At 66.8% G+C, this 17614-nt stretch carries 20 protein-coding genes and 2 tRNA genes; 10 read left to right on the top strand and 12 right to left on the bottom strand.

Annotation, left to right across the window (positions count from 1 at the left end; translation table 11 throughout):
- Positions 1–7: 7 nt before the first annotated feature.
- From HH110_RS01360 to HH110_RS01350, 3 genes are all read left to right on the top strand, one after another.
- On the top strand, positions 8–1897 hold the full coding sequence (locus tag HH110_RS01360; RefSeq protein WP_176987978.1) for an MFS transporter: 1890 nt from the start codon (positions 8–10) through the stop codon (positions 1895–1897).
- A gap of 115 nt (positions 1898–2012) precedes the next feature.
- On the top strand, positions 2013–2372 hold the full coding sequence (locus tag HH110_RS01355) for a CD225/dispanin family protein (RefSeq protein ID WP_176987977.1): 360 nt from the start codon (positions 2013–2015) through the stop codon (positions 2370–2372).
- Complete coding sequence (locus HH110_RS01350; RefSeq protein ID WP_176987976.1) at positions 2372–2791, top strand: DUF2752 domain-containing protein; 420 nt, start codon at positions 2372–2374, stop codon at positions 2789–2791. The genes HH110_RS01355 and HH110_RS01350 overlap by 1 nt, the downstream gene beginning before the upstream one ends.
- Positions 2792–2800: 9 nt before the next feature.
- On the opposite strand, the gene ampE is transcribed toward HH110_RS01350, so the two are convergent.
- From ampE to HH110_RS01325, 5 genes are all read right to left on the bottom strand, one after another.
- A complete protein-coding gene (gene ampE, locus HH110_RS01345) occupies positions 2801–3694 on the bottom strand; it encodes a regulatory signaling modulator protein AmpE (protein ID WP_176987975.1) in 894 nt (297 codons plus the stop codon).
- A gap of 120 nt (positions 3695–3814) precedes the next feature.
- Positions 3815–4720: an NAD(+) diphosphatase gene (gene nudC, locus HH110_RS01340; RefSeq protein ID WP_176987974.1), complete on the bottom strand. Its 906-nt coding sequence runs from the start codon at positions 4718–4720 to the stop codon at positions 3815–3817.
- A 68-nt stretch (positions 4721–4788) separates the two neighbouring features.
- Complete coding sequence (gene erpA / locus HH110_RS01335; protein WP_176987973.1) at positions 4789–5178, bottom strand: iron-sulfur cluster insertion protein ErpA; 390 nt, start codon at positions 5176–5178, stop codon at positions 4789–4791.
- Positions 5179–5215: 37 nt separating this feature from the next.
- On the bottom strand, positions 5216–5677 hold the full coding sequence (locus tag HH110_RS01330) for a polymer-forming cytoskeletal protein (RefSeq protein WP_176987972.1): 462 nt from the start codon (positions 5675–5677) through the stop codon (positions 5216–5218).
- Between the two features lie 4 nt (positions 5678–5681).
- A complete protein-coding gene (locus HH110_RS01325; protein WP_176987971.1) occupies positions 5682–6431 on the bottom strand; it encodes a DUF6776 family protein in 750 nt (249 codons plus the stop codon).
- 181 nt (positions 6432–6612) lie between these two features.
- Between HH110_RS01325 and HH110_RS01320 the strand changes: the two genes are divergently transcribed.
- The 3 genes from HH110_RS01320 to HH110_RS01310 are packed head-to-tail and all read left to right on the top strand — an operon-like array spanning position 6613 to position 11489.
- Entirely contained in the window at positions 6613–7239 is a 627-nt protein-coding gene (locus HH110_RS01320; protein WP_176987970.1) for a DUF4126 domain-containing protein, read from the top strand.
- 57 nt (positions 7240–7296) lie between these two features.
- A complete protein-coding gene (locus tag HH110_RS01315) occupies positions 7297–9156 on the top strand; it encodes an EAL domain-containing response regulator (protein WP_176987969.1) in 1860 nt (619 codons plus the stop codon).
- 2 nt (positions 9157–9158) lie between these two features.
- Positions 9159–11489, top strand: coding sequence for an ATP-binding protein (locus tag HH110_RS01310; protein ID WP_241696359.1), 2331 nt, complete (start codon positions 9159–9161; stop codon positions 11487–11489).
- Between the two features lies 1 nt (position 11490).
- Here the strand turns inward: HH110_RS01310 and bfr are convergent, their stop codons facing one another.
- The 3 genes from bfr to HH110_RS01295 form a co-directional block, all read right to left on the bottom strand.
- On the bottom strand, positions 11491–11961 hold the full coding sequence (bfr, locus tag HH110_RS01305; RefSeq protein WP_176987968.1) for a bacterioferritin: 471 nt from the start codon (positions 11959–11961) through the stop codon (positions 11491–11493).
- Positions 11962–12077: 116 nt separating this feature from the next.
- Complete coding sequence (locus HH110_RS01300) at positions 12078–12284, bottom strand: bacterioferritin-associated ferredoxin (RefSeq protein WP_088433582.1); 207 nt, start codon at positions 12282–12284, stop codon at positions 12078–12080.
- A 117-nt stretch (positions 12285–12401) separates the two neighbouring features.
- Positions 12402–13034: an RNA pyrophosphohydrolase gene (locus HH110_RS01295; protein WP_176987967.1), complete on the bottom strand. Its 633-nt coding sequence runs from the start codon at positions 13032–13034 to the stop codon at positions 12402–12404.
- 122 nt (positions 13035–13156) lie between these two features.
- Here HH110_RS01295 and HH110_RS01290 point away from each other — a divergent pair.
- Both HH110_RS01290 and HH110_RS01285 read left to right on the top strand, forming a co-directional pair.
- Positions 13157–13233: transfer RNA gene (locus HH110_RS01290), tRNA-Met, on the top strand.
- Positions 13234–13282: 49 nt separating this feature from the next.
- Positions 13283–13357 (top strand) — tRNA-Gln (locus tag HH110_RS01285).
- A gap of 376 nt (positions 13358–13733) precedes the next feature.
- Here the strand turns inward: HH110_RS01285 and rpsI are convergent.
- Positions 13734–14126: a 30S ribosomal protein S9 gene (gene rpsI, locus HH110_RS01280; protein WP_019185318.1), complete on the bottom strand. Its 393-nt coding sequence runs from the start codon at positions 14124–14126 to the stop codon at positions 13734–13736.
- A 2-nt stretch (positions 14127–14128) separates the two neighbouring features.
- A complete protein-coding gene (gene rplM, locus HH110_RS01275) occupies positions 14129–14557 on the bottom strand; it encodes a 50S ribosomal protein L13 (protein ID WP_038685795.1) in 429 nt (142 codons plus the stop codon).
- 180 nt (positions 14558–14737) lie between these two features.
- Here rplM and coq7 point away from each other — a divergent pair, with 180 nt between their 5' ends.
- Positions 14738–15382 carry a 2-polyprenyl-3-methyl-6-methoxy-1,4-benzoquinone monooxygenase gene (gene coq7, locus HH110_RS01270; RefSeq protein WP_121040609.1) on the top strand — a complete coding sequence of 215 codons (645 nt, stop codon included), beginning with the start codon at positions 14738–14740 and terminating at the stop codon, positions 15380–15382.
- A 102-nt stretch (positions 15383–15484) separates the two neighbouring features.
- Here the strand turns inward: coq7 and sugE are convergent, their stop codons facing one another.
- Both sugE and speD read right to left on the bottom strand, forming a co-directional pair.
- Positions 15485–15802 carry a quaternary ammonium compound efflux SMR transporter SugE gene (sugE, locus tag HH110_RS01265; RefSeq protein WP_176987966.1) on the bottom strand — a complete coding sequence of 106 codons (318 nt, stop codon included), beginning with the start codon at positions 15800–15802 and terminating at the stop codon, positions 15485–15487.
- A gap of 170 nt (positions 15803–15972) precedes the next feature.
- On the bottom strand, positions 15973–16767 hold the full coding sequence (speD, locus tag HH110_RS01260) for an adenosylmethionine decarboxylase (RefSeq protein WP_019185315.1): 795 nt from the start codon (positions 16765–16767) through the stop codon (positions 15973–15975).
- A gap of 170 nt (positions 16768–16937) precedes the next feature.
- On the opposite strand from speD, the gene crp reads away from it, so the two are divergent.
- Complete coding sequence (gene crp, locus HH110_RS01255; protein ID WP_088433580.1) at positions 16938–17603, top strand: cAMP-activated global transcriptional regulator CRP; 666 nt, start codon at positions 16938–16940, stop codon at positions 17601–17603.
- The last annotated feature ends 11 nt before the right edge of the window (positions 17604–17614 follow it).

Raw genomic sequence — 17614 nt, 5'->3', positions numbered from 1 at the left:
AGTCTCCATGTCCGGCCATAGTCAGTTCGCTCTGCTCAGGCAACGCCGTTTCCTGCCGTTTTTCATCGCCCAGTCGCTGGGCGCGTTCAACGACAACGTCTACCGCCAGGCCATCATCGCGCTGCTGTTCTTCCTCGGCACGCCGATCGAAGAGCGCTCGCTATATACCAACCTGGCCCCGGCGATCTTCATCCTGCCGTACTTCCTGTTCTCGGCGCTGGCCGGCCAGATCGCGGAGAAGCTGGAGAAATCGCGGCTGATCGTGATCACCACCACCATGGAGATCGCGATCATGTCGCTGGCCGCGCTCGGCTTCCTGACCGAGAGCATGCCGGTGCTGCTGGTCGCGCTGTTCTGCACCGGCATGCAGTCCACCCTGTTCGGGCCGGTGAAATACTCGGTGCTGCCGTCGATCCTCAAGCCCGAGGAACTGACCGGCGGCAACGGCCTGGTCGAGATGGGCACCTCGCTGTCGATCCTGACCGGCATGATCGCCGGCGGCCTGATCTTCACCCTGGCCGGAAGCCATGGCCCGATCGTGGCGGCCACGGCAGTGATCGTGCTCGCCATCGCGGGCAACCTCACGGCGCGGATGATTCCCAAGGTCGATGCCGGCGCGCCGGACCTGAAGATCAACTGGAACCCGCTGCCCGAGTCGCTGGCGGTGCTGCGCATGGCCAAGAAGCAGAAGGCCGTGCGCAACGCGATTCTGGGCGTGTCGTGGTTCTGGTTCGTCGGCACCATGCTGACCTCGCAGCTGCCCACCTACGCCGAGGTGAACCTGGGCGGCGGCTCCACGCTGTACATCTTCGCGCTGGCACTGTTCTCGCTGGGCACCGGCACCGGCTCGCTGCTGTGCGAGAAGCTGTCCGGGCGGACCGTGGAGATCGGCCTGGTGCCGTTGGGCGCCTTCGGCATGACCGCCTTCATGCTCGACCTGTACTTCGCGCGCGTCGGCGAATCGGCCGCCGCCGGGCTGTCGATCTGGCAGTTCGTGCAGGCGCCGGGCAGCACGCGCATCATCATCGACCTGATCGGCATCGGCCTGTTCACCGGCTTCTTCGTGGTGCCGCTGTTCGCCCTGATCCAGAGCCGCACCGCCAAGTCGGAGATGTCGCGCGTGTTCGCCGCGCTCAACATCCAGAACTCCGGCTTCATCGTGCTCGCGGCAGGTCTTGGCCTGCTGACCCAGCGCGTGCTGGACTGGTCCATTCCCCAATTGTTCCTGGCGCTGGCGATCGCCAACGCGGTGGTGGCGATCTACATCTTCACGATCGTGCCCGAATTCCTGATGCGCTTCCTCAGCTGGGTGATGGTGCGTGCGCTGTACCGGCTGCGCCCGCACGGGATCGAGTCCCACGTGCCGGACGAGGGCGCGGCGCTGATCGTGTGCAACCACGTCAGCTACATGGACGCGTTGATCCTGTCGGCCACGATCCCGCGGCCGGTGCGCTTCGTCATGTACTACAAGATCTTCAACATCCCGGTGATGCGCTGGATCTTCCGCACCGCCAAGGCGATCCCGATCGCCGGCGCGCGCGAGGATCCTGCGCTGATGCAGGCCGCGTTCGACGAAGTGGACAAGGCGCTGGCCGAGGGTGAGCTGGTCTGCATCTTCCCCGAGGGCGCATTGACCCGCGATGGTCAGATGGGCGCGTTCAAGTCGGGCGTGGAAAAGATCCTGGAGCGCCGCCCGGTCCCCGTGGTGCCGATGGCGCTGCGCGGGATGTGGTCGAGCATGTGGAGCCGGCGCGACACGCGGTTGGGCCGCATGCGCGTGCCCCGCCGCTTCCGTGCGCATGTCGAGGTGGTTGCGTCTGCGCCGATCCCTGGCGATGCCGCGACCGCCCCGATGCTGGAAACGCAGGTGAGGCAGCTTCGAGGCGATCAGGCGTGAGCCCCGCCCTGCCTGCATGTAACCGTATACATGGACGCGGGCACATCGGTTAGATTACCGCCCGGGGCACCTCGCCCGCGCTGATACACCCACCCAAGCAAATGGAGCTTCGCTGATGAATGCCACTGCCCCCCTGCCGCCCGCCCCGGGCAGCGTTCCGAATCACCTGATCTGGTCGATCGTCGTCACCATCCTGGCGTTCTTCGTGTGCTGCCTGTCGTGCCTGAGCTTCCCGGGCATCGTCACCGGCGTGGTCGCGATCGTGTTCGCCAGCAAGGTCAACGGCCTGCTCAACCAGGGTGACCTGGAAGGCGCGCGTCGTGCCTCCAAGAACGCCAAGATCTGGGCGTGGGTCACCACCGGCTTCCTGATCGCCGGCGTCGTGCTGTTCGTGATCTCGCTCGCCTTCATGGGCGTGGACGGTTACATGGAGCAGATGCAGCAGTTCCAGCAGCAGATCGAAAGCAACAGCTGATGCCTGCGCTGCACGGCAAGCGCTGGTTGCTGGCGTTGCTGCCACCGGCCGCAGTGGCGGCCGGTGCGGGGTTCTGGGTGCTGCGGCACTACGACCCCAACAGCGCCAGCAGCCCGTTCCCGCCGTGCAGCTTTCTGGCGGTCACCGGCTATTACTGCATCGGCTGCGGGCTGACGCGTGCCCTGCACGCGCTCGCCCATGGTGATGTGGTCACCGCGTTCTCGATGAATCCCCTGGCCATGCTGATGCTGGCCATCGCCCCGCTGGTGATCGGTTGGGCGCTGGGCTGGCGGCCACGCGCGCTGCAGCCGTTGATCACGCTGCTGATGAAGCCCGCCTTCTGGCTGATCCTGCTGCCCGCGTACTGGATCGCACGCAACCTGCCGTGGGTTCCCTTTACCTGGTTGGCGCCGGGCTGACCGGTACGGCTAGGTGACCCAACCGGCGATCACCAGCAGCGCCAGCACCGCCATCCATAGCAGCAGCATGCGCCACACCAGGCTCATCGCATCGCGCAGTTCCGGCAGGCGACGCCACACCGGCACCATGCCCGCATCGCTGTAATCGTGCGCATCCTCGCGCAGTTCGGCACTCACGCTTGCCCGCGCGACCGCACCGAGGAAGTGTGTCGAGGCCGACCACTGATTGCCGTGCGCCCCGCGCCAGGCCTTGAAGGCCGTATCGAAATTGCCGACCAGCGCCATCGACAGCGACATCAGCTGCGCCACCGGCCACTCCAGCCAGGACAGCACCACGCGCGCACCGGCAACCGCCTCCACGCTGGCCAGCGACCGCATCGGACCCACCGCGAGCAGCGCCAGCAGGCGATACAGCAGCGCGCCGACTGGGCCCAGCAGCAGGAACCAGAACAGCACCGCGAACCAGCGCCGCAGCGCGTTGAGCACGGTGGCCTCGACCAGCGAGGGAACGTCTTCGTGCAGGCTGCCGCCGGCCGACTGCAGCCGCGTGATCGCGAGGTGGCGCGCGTGGGCGTCATCGGCATCGATCACCGCCTCGACATCGCGGTCCAGATCGCGCGGGCCCCAGCACATCACCAGTACCAGCACGCCCAGCAGCAGCGAGGGCAGGCCGTAGACGCGGTCATCGAACAGCCATTGCAGCAGGCCCAGCACGGCCACGAACGGCAGCACCGCCAGCCAGGCACCCTTGCGGCCGCGCCACGCCCCGTCCTCGGCGGCATGCCGATCCAGCCACTGCAGCCAGCGCCGATAGAGGCCGAAACGCCGCAGCGCGACGGCCGCGCCCGGCGCGACATGGCCCAGGGCCAAGGCAACCAGCACGGCGACCAGGGTGGTGAACATGTAAGCCTCCGGCTCGGGACGTGGAACGCGCCGCTACTATGCCTTGCGGCCCGGCAATTCCCCGGGCCGTTGGTAATGTACCGCGCCGCGTGTTCAGCCTGCGGCAACGGCACGCGACGGTCAGGCGACCTGCTGCTGGTACCAGTGCTCGATCAGGCTGCGCGAGATCGAGATCGGCGGGGACAGGCGGATGCCTTCGCCGTCGTCCTCGACATCCCGGGCCAGCGCCGCGCCCACTTCCTCGGCGGTGAACCAGCGCGCATCTTCCAGCTCCCCGTTCACGGTCGGTACGTCGTCTTCGGCCGTGGCGGCGAAGCCCAGCATCAGTGCGCCGGGGAACGGCCACGGCTGGGTGCCCAGGTAGCGGCACTCGCGCACGCGCACCCGGCTCTCTTCGAAGACCTCACGGACCACCGTCTGCTCCAGCGATTCGCCGGGTTCCACGAAACCGGCCAGCACCGAATAGCGGCGCGGGGCCCAGTTGGCCTGGCGGCCGAGCAGCAGCCGGCCCTGGTTCTCGACGGCGACGATCACCGCCGGATCCACGCGCGGGTAGTGCTCGGTGGCGCACTGGCTGCAGCGGCCGACGAACCCGCTGCGGCTGAAGGTCACCGCGCCACCGCATACCCCGCAGAAGCGCGTGCGCGACTGCCAGTAGGACATGCCGCGGGCGTAACAGAAGGCGGTGGAATCGGCGATGGACCAGGTGGCGGCGGACTGGCGCAGGTCGACCCGCTGCGGCGCCGTCACCGACAGACCGGCGGCCTCCATCGAGAACCATGCCTGCTCGCCGCGCAGGCCGAGGAAGATCGCGGTGCCCGGGCCACCGCCCAGGTCGGCGCCGGTCAGTGGCAGCGGCTGACCGTCATCGCCGGCCAGGGCCGTGCCATCCTGATCGAGTATCAGTACGCGCGCGTCCGGCCACAGCCGCGACAACGCATCGGCGTCATCGCGCAGGGTATCGGCGCGCTCCAGCGGCTCGCTGACGAAGGCGAAACCGGAAAGCTGCGAAGAGAAATTTGACATCGCAAGAGCCTGCCCACATTCGGCGGGACTGGCAAGCGGCAACCGGCATTCCGCCGGTTGCGCGCGCATCACATGCTGAAACTGCTGCCGCAGCCGCAGGTGGTCTTCGCGTTCGGATTGCGGATCACGAACTGCGCGCCGGTCAGGCTTTCGGTGTAATCCACCTCGGCGCCCATCAGGTACTGCAGGCTCAGCGGATCCACCAGCAGGGTGACGCCGGCGGTATCCACCGCCAGATCGTCCTGGGCCCGGTTCTCATCGAACTCGAAGCCGTACTGGAAGCCGGAACAGCCACCGCCTTCGATGTAGACGCGCAGGGCGAGGGCAGCGTTGCCCTCATCCTGGATCAGCTCCTTGACCTTGGCCGCGGCGGCCTCGGTGAAGTTCAGCGGACGGTCCAGGGACTGGTAGTTCGGCGCGGCGGCGGGTGCGCCGGGCAGGGAAACAAGCGTGCTCATGCCCCCAGCATGGGGGCGCACGAGCACGCTTTCAAGTTCAGGCCATCGCCTCGGCCAGCTTCTTGCGGGCGGCGGTGTCCTTGCCCTTGCCCTCGTCCGCTTCGCCGGACGGCGGCGGCAGGGCCATCTGGGCCGAGCTGTGGATCAGGCGGCCGGTCAGCTGGGCGCCGGCGTGCATTTCCACCATCTGGTAGTGAATGTTGCCCGTCACCCGGGCGCTCGGGGTCAGCTCGACCCGCTCGGTGGCATGCACGTCCCCGTCCAGGCGGCCGCTGATGACCACGACCTGGGCGCGGATCTCACCCTCGATGGCACCGTGCTCGGCCACCGTCAGGGTGGCGTTGCTGGCGCCGTCCTGGGCGATCACCTTGCCCAGGATGGTGCCTTCCACGTACAGGCCACCGCTGAATTCCACGTCCCCGCGGATCACCACCTGCGCGCCGATCAGCGCGTCCACGACCAGATGTCCGTCGCGGTTGGACTTGTTGCTGCCAAACATGGGCTTACTCCCCTTCTTTTGCCGATGCCGCCGGTGCTCCGGCCTGCTTCCAATCGAATACCTGGGTGGCGCCCCCCGCGCCCGATCCCAGCGTGACCCGCACACGTTGCGGGGTGAATCCCTGCGGCAGCATCACACTGCCGGTGAGCTGCTGGAAGTACCGGAAGGAATACTCCTGGCCCGGCACCTTGGTGCGCTGGTGCAGCTCGTCCCAGCTGACCGAGGTCAGCTTGCCGTCCTTGACCCCTTCCACCGTGAAGCGCATCTGCCCTTGGCTGATCGCCCCGCGGTTCAGGTTCTGGGTCAGCACCACGGCGTACTGCCAGGTGCCGCCCGTTTCCGGCGAGAACTCCACCGAATGGGTGTTCAGGCCCTTGCGCTGGCTGGTCGCACCGACCAGCCGCTCGTAGAAGGCCACGTCGGCGCGCAGGCCGGCGATCTCTTCGTCGCGCTCGCCCAGCGACGTCTGGACCTCGTTGTTGGCGGCGCGGCTGATCCGGTCGGAGGCCTGCAGGGTCGCCTGGCGCTGCTGCAGTTCGATGAGCTGCTGCTGGAGGCGCTCGTTGCGGGTCTCCGCCGCCTTGAGCTGGGTGCCGACGTCGCCGCCGGGCGAGCCCAGCCAGGCGCCGAGCAGCACGGCAAGGATCAGCGACAGCAGCCACGCCCCGCCCAGCACCAGCAGGCGCTTGCGTTCCTGCACGGGCGGCATGCCCGGCCGGCGGATCTGGATGCGGGAAGGTGCGGGTTTATTCATGGCAGTCCTGGACGACCGCGCCTGCGGGCGCTGTCGCAACGGCCCCTGTCTGGAACGACGGGCTAGTGTAAGTCAGGGAAAAGGCCTTGTCCGCGCAGGCACGGGATCGGGGCAGTGGCGTTCATGGACGTCATCCCCGATAGTGTGCGCCTGTGCACATTCTGCAGCCGGAGCGCGTGCCATGACCGAAGCCCACCTGTTCGTGATCGGCATCCTGCTGGCCTGGCTGGCCGGCATCCGCGTCTACCTCACCGTCTTCGGCGTCGGCCTGGCCGGGCTGCTCGGCTGGGTCGACCTGCCCCCTGCGCTGCAGGCCACGGAATCGTGGTGGGTGCTGGGCACCTCGGCCGCACTGGCCATCGCCGAGTTCTTCGCCGACAAGATTCCCGGGGTCGATTCGGTCTGGGACCTGGTTCAGACCCTGGCCCGGGTACCGGCCGGTGCCTTCCTGGCAGCCGCGACGCTCTCGCCCACTGGCGAGCTCAGCGGTACCGCGCTGGTCGCCGGGGCCGGCGTCGCGCTGGCCAGCCATGGACTCAAATCCGGCACCCGTGCCCTGCTCAATACCTCGCCCGAACCGGCCAGCAACTGGATGGCCTCTGCGGCGGAGGACACCGTGGTGGTCGGCGGGCTGGCACTCGCCCTGGCCCACCCGTGGCTGGCGCTGATCCTGGTGGTCGCATGCAGCCTGATCGGTGCGTTGGTCGTGTGGATGATCTGGCGGACGCTGTGGAAAGGCATGCGCTGGCTGATGCGTCAGGCCGACAGCGGCCAGACGCAGGTCAAACCGGGAACCCTGCCACGGTAATGCGCGCCCTGCCCATGGGCGTTCATCGCATAATTGCGGCGCAGACTGGGAGTACTGATGGCCGTTCACGACAACGTTGTTGCATCCACCCGCGCCGCGCGCGCTGAAACGCCGCCGGCCGACCACTGGCAGCGCTGGCACAGCCAGCCCTCGCCCGCCCCCGCGGCGCCCAGCAATGTCGTCGCGCTCATGCCGACGCCGGCCAGCCCACCGCCCCTGCTGCCCCCGATGCACGCCGAGACCGGCACCCTGCCGCCGCCCGGCATCGACCCTCCGTACCGCGTGCTGATCGTCGAAGACGACCGTTCGCAGGCCCTGTTCGCGCAGAGCGTGCTGCACGGTGCCGGCATGGAGGCACTGGTGCACAGCGATGCCGAGGGCGTGCAGCAGGCGATCGCCGAGCATCGGCCCGACCTGATCCTCATGGACCTGCACCTGCCCGGGCTGGACGGTATGCGCCTGACCGCGCTGATCCGCCAGCAACCCGGCCAGCAGCTGCTGCCGATCGTGTTCCTCAGTGGCGACCCGGATCCGGAGCGTCAATTCGAAGTGCTCGACAGCGGCGCCGATGATTTCCTCAGCAAGCCGATCCGCCCACGCCATCTGATCGCGGCGGTCTCCAACCGGATCCGCCGCGCACGCGCACAGGCAGCTTCGCAGGCGGGCACGGATGGCGCGCCGGCCATCAACAACCCGGAAACGGGGCTGCCGACCCGCCACCACGTGATGCAGCAGCTCGGCGCGTCGCTCAGCCATCGCGATCGCGGCGGCCTGTTCTTCATCGAGATCGCCAGCGCGCTCGGTCTGCGCGAACGCTATGGCTATGCCGCGTTCGAACGGCTGATGACCCAGGCCGGCCAGCGCTTGGCCGACGCCGCCCGGCCGCATCTGCTGGCGCGCCTGAACGACAACAGCTTCCTGGTGCTGGCCCGCGATGTCGACGAGGACACGCTGGATGCGATGGCACATGCGCTGCGCGAACAGCTCTCCTCGCGCGCCTTCGTGATCCGCGATGACGAATCGGTGCACCTGCGCGGCGTGGTCGGCCATGCCCAGCTCTCGCCAGGCTTCCCCGATGCGGGCAGCGCACTGGAAGCGGTCGAACGCACCACGCTGCAGGCGCGCCTGCTCACCGCCGGCGTGGCCGCCTATGTGCGCCGCGAAGACGTGGCTGCGCAGGAGCACCTGGCCCTGCTCGAAGGCCAACTGGAACTGGCCTACCAGCCGATCGTGGCCGTCGCCGGCGGCAACACCGCGCAGTACCAGGTGCTGCTCCGCCTGCGGCAGGCCGATGGCAGCGTGCTGGCCGCCGGCCAGGTGATCCCCGCGGCCGAAGCGGCCGGGCGCATCGCCGATCTGGACCAGCAGGTGCTCGACCACGCGCTGGGCCTGCTCGATCTCTACCGCCACGCCGCGCAGCCGCTGCACCTGTTCGTCTCGCAGTCGCTGCGCACGCTGGCCCGCGATGCCTTCGGCGACTGGCTGCTGGAATCGCTGGCGAGCCGGCAGATCGATGGCAGCGCACTGGTCATCGATGTGCGCCTGCCCGATGCGCTGATCCACACCGTCACCCTGCAGCAGTTCTGCACGCGCATGCATGCGGCCGGCGTGCGCTTCTGCCTGAGTCAGTTCGAGCCGGGCGACGAAGCCAACGCACTGATGGCGCACCTGCCGCTGGCGTATGTCCGCATGGCCGCGCGCTTCTCCAACAGCCACACCAACCAGCAGACCCGCGACGAGCTGCGCGCGGCGATCGACCGGGCGCACCGCGCCGGGCTGCGCATCATCGGCCAGCAGATCGAGGATCCGCAGGCCGCGGCGGCCATGTGGATCGGCGGGGTCGATTTCATCCAGGGCAACATGGTCCAGTCCGCCGGCAGCGAACTGAACTTCGACTTCCAGAATTCGGTGCTCTGAGCATGGGACGCCACGGACGGCCACCCCACTTGCCCACGCCGGCCTCGCTCTGGATCAGCGCCGCGGCGGCCGCCCTGTGTGCCACTGCCGCGGTGATGGCGCGCATCGGTGCCAATGGGCCGTGGATCCACATTGCCGCCGGCACCGGCGTGCTGGCACTGATCGCCGGCATCCAGGCGGTACGCCGCTGGCGTGAAGCGCAGGACCAGCTGGAGCTGCTGCAGCGGCGCAATGAGGCTCTCGTGCTCGAGCGCGATCAGCTGCAGCAGCGCCGGCAGCAGCAGAACCAGCTCGAACAGGAACTGCTCACCGCCAAGCAGGCCGCCGAAGCCGCCGCGCTGGCCAAGGGGGAGTTCCTGGCGACGATGAGCCACGAGATCCGCACGCCGCTCAACGGCATCCTGCCGATGCTCGACCTGATCGCGCGCGGCCAGCTCGGCAGCGACCAGCGGCAGATGCTGCAGACCGCCGCGACCAGCTCGCAGCAGCTGCTGCGCATCGTCGACGACATCCTCGATTACTCCCGGCTCGAGGCCAAAGGCCTCAACCTGGAGATCACCACCTTCAACCTGCGCGAGCTGCTCGAAGGCCTGGTGCAGTTGATGCAGCGCGCCGCCGAACCCAAGGGCCTGCAGCTCTCGCTCGAGCTGGATCCGGCCGTCCGTCTGTCGGTCCGGGGCGACCCGGTGCGGCTGCGCCAGGTGCTGAGCAACCTGCTGGTCAACGCGATCAAGTTCACCGAGCGTGGCCAGGTCCGGCTGCGCGTGCAGCGCCAAGGCGAGACCAACGCGCAGCACCAGCTGCGGTTCGAGATCGCCGACAGCGGCATCGGCATAGACGACGCGCTGCAGGCGCGTCTGTTCCAGTCCTTCAGCCAGGCCGACGCCTCGACCACGCGCCTGTATGGCGGCACCGGGCTGGGCCTGGCGATCTGCAAGCGCATCATCGACCTGATGCACGGCCGCATCGGCGTGCATTCCACGCCCGGGCACGGGGCCACGTTCTGGTTCGAGATTCCCCTGCTCAAGGTGATCGGCGACCTGCCGGCGATCGGCAACCTGCGCCGCGCCCTGCTGATCACGCACGACCCGGTGCTGGCCCAGCGCATCGAGCGGGTGACCCAGCATCATGACCTGCGCCTGCACACAGTGGAGACCAGTGCCGAGGCGATCGATGCCCTGCGCGCGCCGCAGCGCCCCGGCATCGATCCGGCCCTGGCCTGGGTGATCGCGGATACGGACGGCCTGCGGCATGGCACCGGCGCACTGCACAAAGCGGTGGCGGAGCCTGGCCGGCATCCGGAGGCGAAGCTGCTGTGGCTGTATGGCGATGAGGCGCCCGCGCCCGAAGCGCTTGGCCCCGGACGGGCGCTGTCGCGGTTGGCGGCCGAGAGCGAGCTGCACGCGCTGCTGCGCCCGGTGGTGGCCAGTGCGCGCCCAGCCGCATTGCTGGCTGAGGTGGAGTACGCAGGCTCGCCCACCGCGCTGCCCCAGTTCCCGTTGCGGTTGCTGCTGGTCGAAGACAACAGCGTCAACCTGCTGGTCGCACAGCGGCTGCTGCAGGTGCTCGGCTGCGAGGTGGAGACCGCCACGCAGGGCGAGCAGGCGCTGGAGGCGCTGCACGCCCGGCCGTTCGATGTGGTGCTGATGGATTGCCAGATGCCGGTGCTGGATGGCTATGCGGCCACCCGCCGCTGGCGCGCGCATGAGGCCGCACAGCGCATGGCGCGCCTGCCGATCGTCGCGATGACCGCCAATGCGATGGCCGGCGACCGCGAGCGCTGTCTGCAGGCCGGCATGGACGACTACCTCTCCAAACCGATCAACCGCGAAACGCTGCAGGCCGTGCTGGCGCGCTGGGGCCGTACGATGGCCGACGACGCGATGGCCGACGACACGGCCCGCGTGCCACCGGCTCCCGCGCCGCAGGGCGCCGACGCATCCGCACTGCCTCCCGCACGCGACGCGTCACCCGCCCCGGTGCTCGACCAGGAGGTGCTCGATGAACTGCTGGAGGTGATCGGCCCGGATACCGTGCGGATCATCGGCGTGTTCCTCGATGACACCCCGCCCTTGATCCGGCAGCTGCAGGACGCCTCGGTCGCGGCGGACCTGGACCAGCTGCGTGCGTTGGCGCACAGCCTCAAGTCGGCCAGTGCGAATGTGGGTGCGATGGCCTTGTCGGCCGCGGCCTGGCGGATCGAGCACGATGCCCGCGCCGGCACGCTGGAGCGCCCCGCCGTGGCGGTGGCGCTGTTGATCGCCGAGTTCGCGCGTGCACGGATCGCGCTGGCCGGCTACCACGCCCGCCTGCGCGCGCCGCTGCAGGGCTGACTCAGTCGTCGATCTTGGTCAGCAGGTAGTTCGGTTCGCCGATGCGCTCGATCAGGTCCAGCTGGGTCTCCAGCCAGTCGATGTGCTCTTCCTCGGACTCGAGGATTTTCACGAACAGCTGGCGGCTGACGTAATCACCGATCGAATCGGCATACGCCACGGCCTCGCGCAGCGTGACCACGCCATCGCGTTCCAGGCTGAGGTCGCACTGCAGGATTTCGGCCGGGTTCTCGCCGATGCGCAGCTTGCCCAGTGCCTGGAAGTTCGGCAGGCCTTCGAGGAAGAGGATGCGGTCGGACAGGATGTCCGCATGCTTCATCTCTTCGATCGATTCCTTGTACTCGTGATCGGCGAGTTCCTTCAGGCCCCAGTTCTTCAGCATCTTGGCGTGCAGGAAGTACTGGTTGATCGCGGTCAGCTCGTTGTAGAGGACCTTGTTGAGGAATTCGATGACTTTGGCGTCGCCCTTCATGAGCGTGCTCCTGCTGCGTGGAATCGCGGGCACTGTAGCGCGTCGCGCGCAGGCATGAAGGAACGCGAATCGTGCTCAGTTGCGCCCCGCAGCCGAGCACGGAGCGCGAAGCGATCTCAGGCGGCTTGCAGGCCCAGGACGGGCAGCGGCAGATCGTGGGTGGCGCTGAATTTGGCCAGCAGGTCCGCCGCCATGTCCAGGCAGGAACCGCAGGTGGCGCCGCACCCGGTGCGCATCGTCAGCTCGGACACGCTCACGACACCGCTCTGCGCGGCTTCGCGGATCTGGTGGTCGGTCACCCCGTTGCAGATGCAGACGTACACGTGCGGACTCGGCAGGCAGGCCCGGATTGGCCTGCTGCTATTCCAATGGAAATGCGAATGGTTGTCAATTTCGAACCTGAATCATTCTCGATACGGTTCAGAGCCGCCAGAGATCGCTCAGACCGCGCCCGGCTCGCCCTTGGCCTTGCTGCGCGGCCAGTACCCGCCACCCCGCTTGGGCGTGGTGCGCTTGCGGGGCCGGTCGTGACCGGCGGCGTTGCCCGGCATCCAGGCCTCTTGCGCGGACTTGGGCATCGATTCCACCCCGGTCCCGGCCACCCCCCGCGCCAGTGGCGCCAGATGGCGCAGGGCGCGCGCGTAGACGCCCCGCTTGAACATCACCACGTGTTCCACCGGGTACCAGAAATCGACCCAGCGCCACTGGTCGAACTCGGGGCTGTCGGTATGGTCCAGGGTGACGTGGGATTCGTCCCCGGCCAGCCGGAGCAGGAACCACACCTGCTTCTGGCCGATGCAGACCTGCCGTTCATTGCGGCGGATGGCCCGTGCCGGCAGCCGATAGCGAAGCCAACCCGGCGTCGCCCCGAGCACTTCAACGTGCTCCGGCAACAACCCGGTTTCTTCCTGCAACTCACGATACATGGCTTCGACAGGCGTCTCGTCGGTGTTCATGCCGCCCTGCGGGAACTGCCAGCCATCCCGGCGCACACGTCGTGCCCAGAAAACCTGCCCATCCTTCCGCATCAGCACAATACCGACGTTCGGTCGATAGCCGTCCGGATCGATCACGATGCGGACTCCTAGAAAAATCTACTGATCGGGACTGTGCCACGCCCGCTGCCCACTCACAAGCGCGGTGAAAAAGTGTTGACAGATTCCGAAGACATCTCCAGAATTACCGGCCTCCCTGAGGCTATGTAGCTCAGCCGGTTAGAGCACAGCACTCATAATGCTGGGGTCGGTGGTTCGAGTCCACCCATAGCCACCAAGTCCGCTTGGTTTTTCAGGGAGAAAGTGCAATAATTGCACGCACATTTTGCCCCGTCGCCAAGCGGTAAGGCACCTGACTCTGACTCAGGCATTCGGTGGTTCGAATCCATCCGGGGCAGCCAAACAAACAGAAAAGGCCGATCGAAAGATCGGCCTTTTCTGTTTGTTTGGGCGTTTGTCCGGGCGCATCGCGCCCGGACCCCACACCTTGCGCAGCAAGGTGTGGGCGCCAACCCTCCCCCTCCACATCCCCGCGCCTGCCGGCGCACCCCCTTGGACTCCAAGGGGGCTGTTTCACCAGTAAGAGGATGGGGGGCCGCCGCCCAGGCAGCCGACCAGCGGTCGGCACCACCACTACCGGTGGCAACACCGATCCGACGGCCAGGCTATCCGCACAGGTGAAACCCGTATCGCGGAAACGACAAAAGCCCGGCCGAAGCCGGGCTTTTGCGTACCTCCCAGCGGGATCCCGAAGGATCCCACGCCAGACGCGATGGATCAGCGCTTGGAGAACTGGGTGGCGCGACGTGCCTTGTGCAGGCCGACCTTCTTACGCTCGACTTCACGGGCGTCACGGGTCATGAAGCCAGCCTTGCGCAGCTCGGACTTCAGGGTTTCGTCGTATTCGATCAGCGCGCGGGCGATGCCCAGACGGATCGCACCGGCCTGACCCGTGGTACCACCGCCAGCGGCGGTGACCATGATGTCGAAGGTTTCGGTGTTCTTGGTCAGTTCCAGCGGCTGACGCACGATCATGCGCGCAGTCTCACGGCCAAAGAACTCGTCCAGCGGACGGCCATTGACGGTGATGTTGCCGGCGCCCTTGCGCAGGAACACGCGGGCGGTGGAGGACTTGCGGCGGCCGGTGCCGTAGTTTTGCGTGATAGCCATGATTAGATATCCAGAACCTGAGGCTGCTGAGCGGCGTGCGGGTGCTCGGAACCCGAGTACACCTTGAGCTTGCGGTACATGGCGCGGCCCAGCGGGCCCTTCGGCAGCATGCCCTTGACGGCGGTCTCGATGACACGCTCCGGATGGCGCTCAAGCGCCTGGGCCAGAGTTTCGGTCTTCAGGTTGCCGATGTAGCCAGTGAAACGGTGATACAGCTTGTCCTGCAGCTTGTTGCCGGTGACGACAATCTTTTCTGCATTGATGACAACCAGGTAATCACCGGTATCAACGTGAGGGGTGTAAACCGGCTTGTGCTTGCCGCGCAGACGGCGGGCCAGCTCGGTGGACAGACGGCCCAGCGTCTTGCCGGATGCGTCGACGAGATACCAGTCGCGCTGGACGGTCTCGGACTTTGCAGTGAAAGTGCTCATGAAAGAACTCTAGTAGGTCGGGCTCATTACGGCGCAGTACGGCCGGAACTCTGCCACGCGTTGTGAAGAGGCGGGATTGTACTGGCCATGCCCACCACATGCAAGTTGACCGGATCCCGGCTTGGCACGCCGGTCCGCGGGGGCGAGAATCGACAGTCCCTCGCCGCGACACCGCCCGCCATGACCGCGCTCCGCCAGATCACGCCGCTCGACCACCTGCTGACCGAAGCCCAGCGGGCCCTGGATACCGTGTTCGGCAACCCGCCGGCCAGCCGCCCCTACCCCGCCGAGGCCACCCCGGACGTGCAGATGGCCGATCCCGAGCGCCGCCACGCGGCCGGGCTGATGCGCATCAACCATGTCGGCGAGGTCTGCGCCCAGGGCCTGTACTTCGGCCAGGCTGCGGTCGCCAGGGAGCCGGAAACCCGCGCCCACCTGCTCGATGCCGCCCAGGAAGAGACCGACCACCTGGCCTGGTGCGCCCAGCGCCTGCGCGAACTGGACAGCCGCCCCAGCCTGTTCAATCCGATCTGGTATGCCGGCAGCTACACCATCGGCACCCTGGCCGGCCTGCGTGGCGACGGCTGGAACCTGGGCTTCGTGGTCGAGACCGAACGCCAGGTCGAAGCGCATCTGGATGAACACCTGGACACCCTGCCCCCGGCCGACCTGCGCAGCCGCGAGGTGATCAAGGTGATGAAGATCGACGAGGCCCGCCACGCGGACCACGCCGAGCATGCCGGCGCGCGGAAGCTGCCCGCACCGATCCCGTCGGTGATGGCGCTGGCCTCCAAGGTCATGAAGACCATCGCGTACCGGTTGTAACGGCGTATCGACCAACGGTCGATACCTACCGGAACGGCGCGCGCGGCATGGGTTGCGGGCCGGCTTGCCACCGGTAGCGCCCGACCGTTGGTCGGGCGACGATCAGGCAGAGACCAGCTTCAGGCCGATCACGCCGGCCACGATCAGGCCGATGCAGGCCAGCCGCGACGGCGAGGCGCTGTCGCCGAACAGGGCGATGCCGAGCATCGCCACGCCGAGCGCGCCGATACCGGTCCAGATCGCATAGGCGGTGCCGACCGGGATGGATTTCATCGCCTGGCTCATCAGGTACAGGCTGACCAGGGCGGCGGCGACGGTGGCCAGGGTGGGAAGCGGCTTGCTGAAGCCTTCGGAGTACTTCATTCCGATGGCGAAGCCGATCTCGAACAGGCCGGCGAGCAGAAGATAGATCCAGGGCATGGGGGATTCCTTGGGTTAACAAAAGCAAAACGGCCCGGTGTCTTCACACCGGACCGTCGTCGGTAGCTGCCGTGAAACCGGGTTTTGCGCAAACACCGGTTCCACAGGGCGGGCCGTCCCGCCTGGACGAGGCCGCCCGGGCAGCGCCCGGGACGACATCGCAACGTGCCTTACTCGGCCAGATTGCGCCCATGGAACAGCTCTTCGATCTCACGGCGCAGCAGCGCCTCGATCTTCATGCGTTCCTTGAACGACAGGTTCTTGGCCTTCTCTTCGAACAGGTACTGATCCAGGTCGAAGTCCTTCAGGTGCATCTTCGTATGGAAGATGTTTTCCTGGTAGACATTGACGTCGAACATCTCGTAACGCGACTTGATGTTCTTGGCCAGGAAGTTCTGGATCGAGTTGATCTTGTGGTCGATGTAGTGCTTCTTACCCTTCACGTCACGGGTGAAGCCACGCACGCGGTAATCCATGATCACGATGTCCGATTCCAGACTCTCGATCAGGTAGTTCAGCGCTTTCAGCGGGGAAATCACGCCACAGGTGGCCACATCGATGTCCGCGCGGAACGTGGCGATGCCCTCCTGCGGATGGGTTTCCGGGTACGTATGGACCGTGATGTGGCTCTTGTCCATGTGCGCGACCACGGCGTCGGAGATCAACTCCTTGCCGGCCTGCTTCTTGTCGATCACCGGCTCTTCCGAGATCAGGATCGTCACCGAGGCACCCTGGGGGTCGTAGTCCTGGCGGGCCACGTTCAGGATGTTCGCGCCGATGATCTCGGCAACGTCGGTCAGGATCTGAGTCAGCCTATCGGCGTTGTACTCTTCATCAATATATTCGATGTAACGCTGGCGCTCCTCTTCGGTGCGGGCGTAACAGACGTCATAGATGTTGAAGCTCAGCGCCTTGGTGAGGTTGTTGAAACCTTGCAACCTCAGGCGAGGCAACGGCTTGACCACGGCGGTCGATCCTGTGTGTGGTGGGAAAGAAGCAAGTATGGGGCAAAGTGATCGGTGGCGAAACTTGCATTGAAACGAATACCTGTGCTCGGTTTGCCCTTAACAATTCGGATCGTTAAGCTCCCGGCACATAGCCGTGAATTCTTCATGAGCAATCGGAGCGCCTCAACGTGTCAACTGTGCGCCTTGCCACAAGCCCATTGGCCCTGGATATCGCAACAATCGATCGCTTCCTGGCCCACAGCCACCGCCGCCGTTACCCCGCCCGCACGGACGTGTTCCGTCCAGGGGATCCCGCCGGCACCCTCTACTACGTGATCAGTGGCTCAGTCTCAATAATGGCTGAGGAAGATGACGATCGTGAGCTGGTGCTGGGCTACTTCGGATCGGGCGAGTTCGTCGGTGAAATGGGCCTGTTCGTCGAATCGGACCGCCGCGAGGTGATCCTGCGCACCCGTACCCCCTGCGAGCTGGCCGAGATCAGCTACGAGCGCCTGCACCAGCTGTTCCTGGGGCCGCTTTCGGCCGATGCCCCGCGCCTGCTCTATTCGATCGGCCAGCAGCTTTCCAAGCGCCTGCTCGACACCAGCAGGAAAGCCAGCCGCCTGGCCTTCCTGGATGTCACCGACCGCATCGTGCGCACCCTGCATGACCTGTCGCGCGAGCCGGAGGCGATGAGCCACCCGCAGGGCACCCAGCTGCGCGTCTCGCGCCAGGAACTGGCCCGGCTGGTCGGCTGCTCGCGTGAAATGGCCGGTCGCGTGCTGAAGAAGCTGCAGACCGACGGGCAGCTGCATGCCCGCGGCAAGACCGTCGTGCTGTACGGCACCCGCTGATCGGTTCCTGC

The organism is Stenotrophomonas sp. SAM-B, from assembly GCF_013387485.1.
Taxonomy (GTDB): Bacteria; Pseudomonadota; Gammaproteobacteria; order Xanthomonadales; family Xanthomonadaceae; genus Stenotrophomonas; species Stenotrophomonas maltophilia_AA.
Note: the sequence above shows the minus strand (reverse complement) of the source record. Positions and strands in the feature narration are given on the sequence as shown.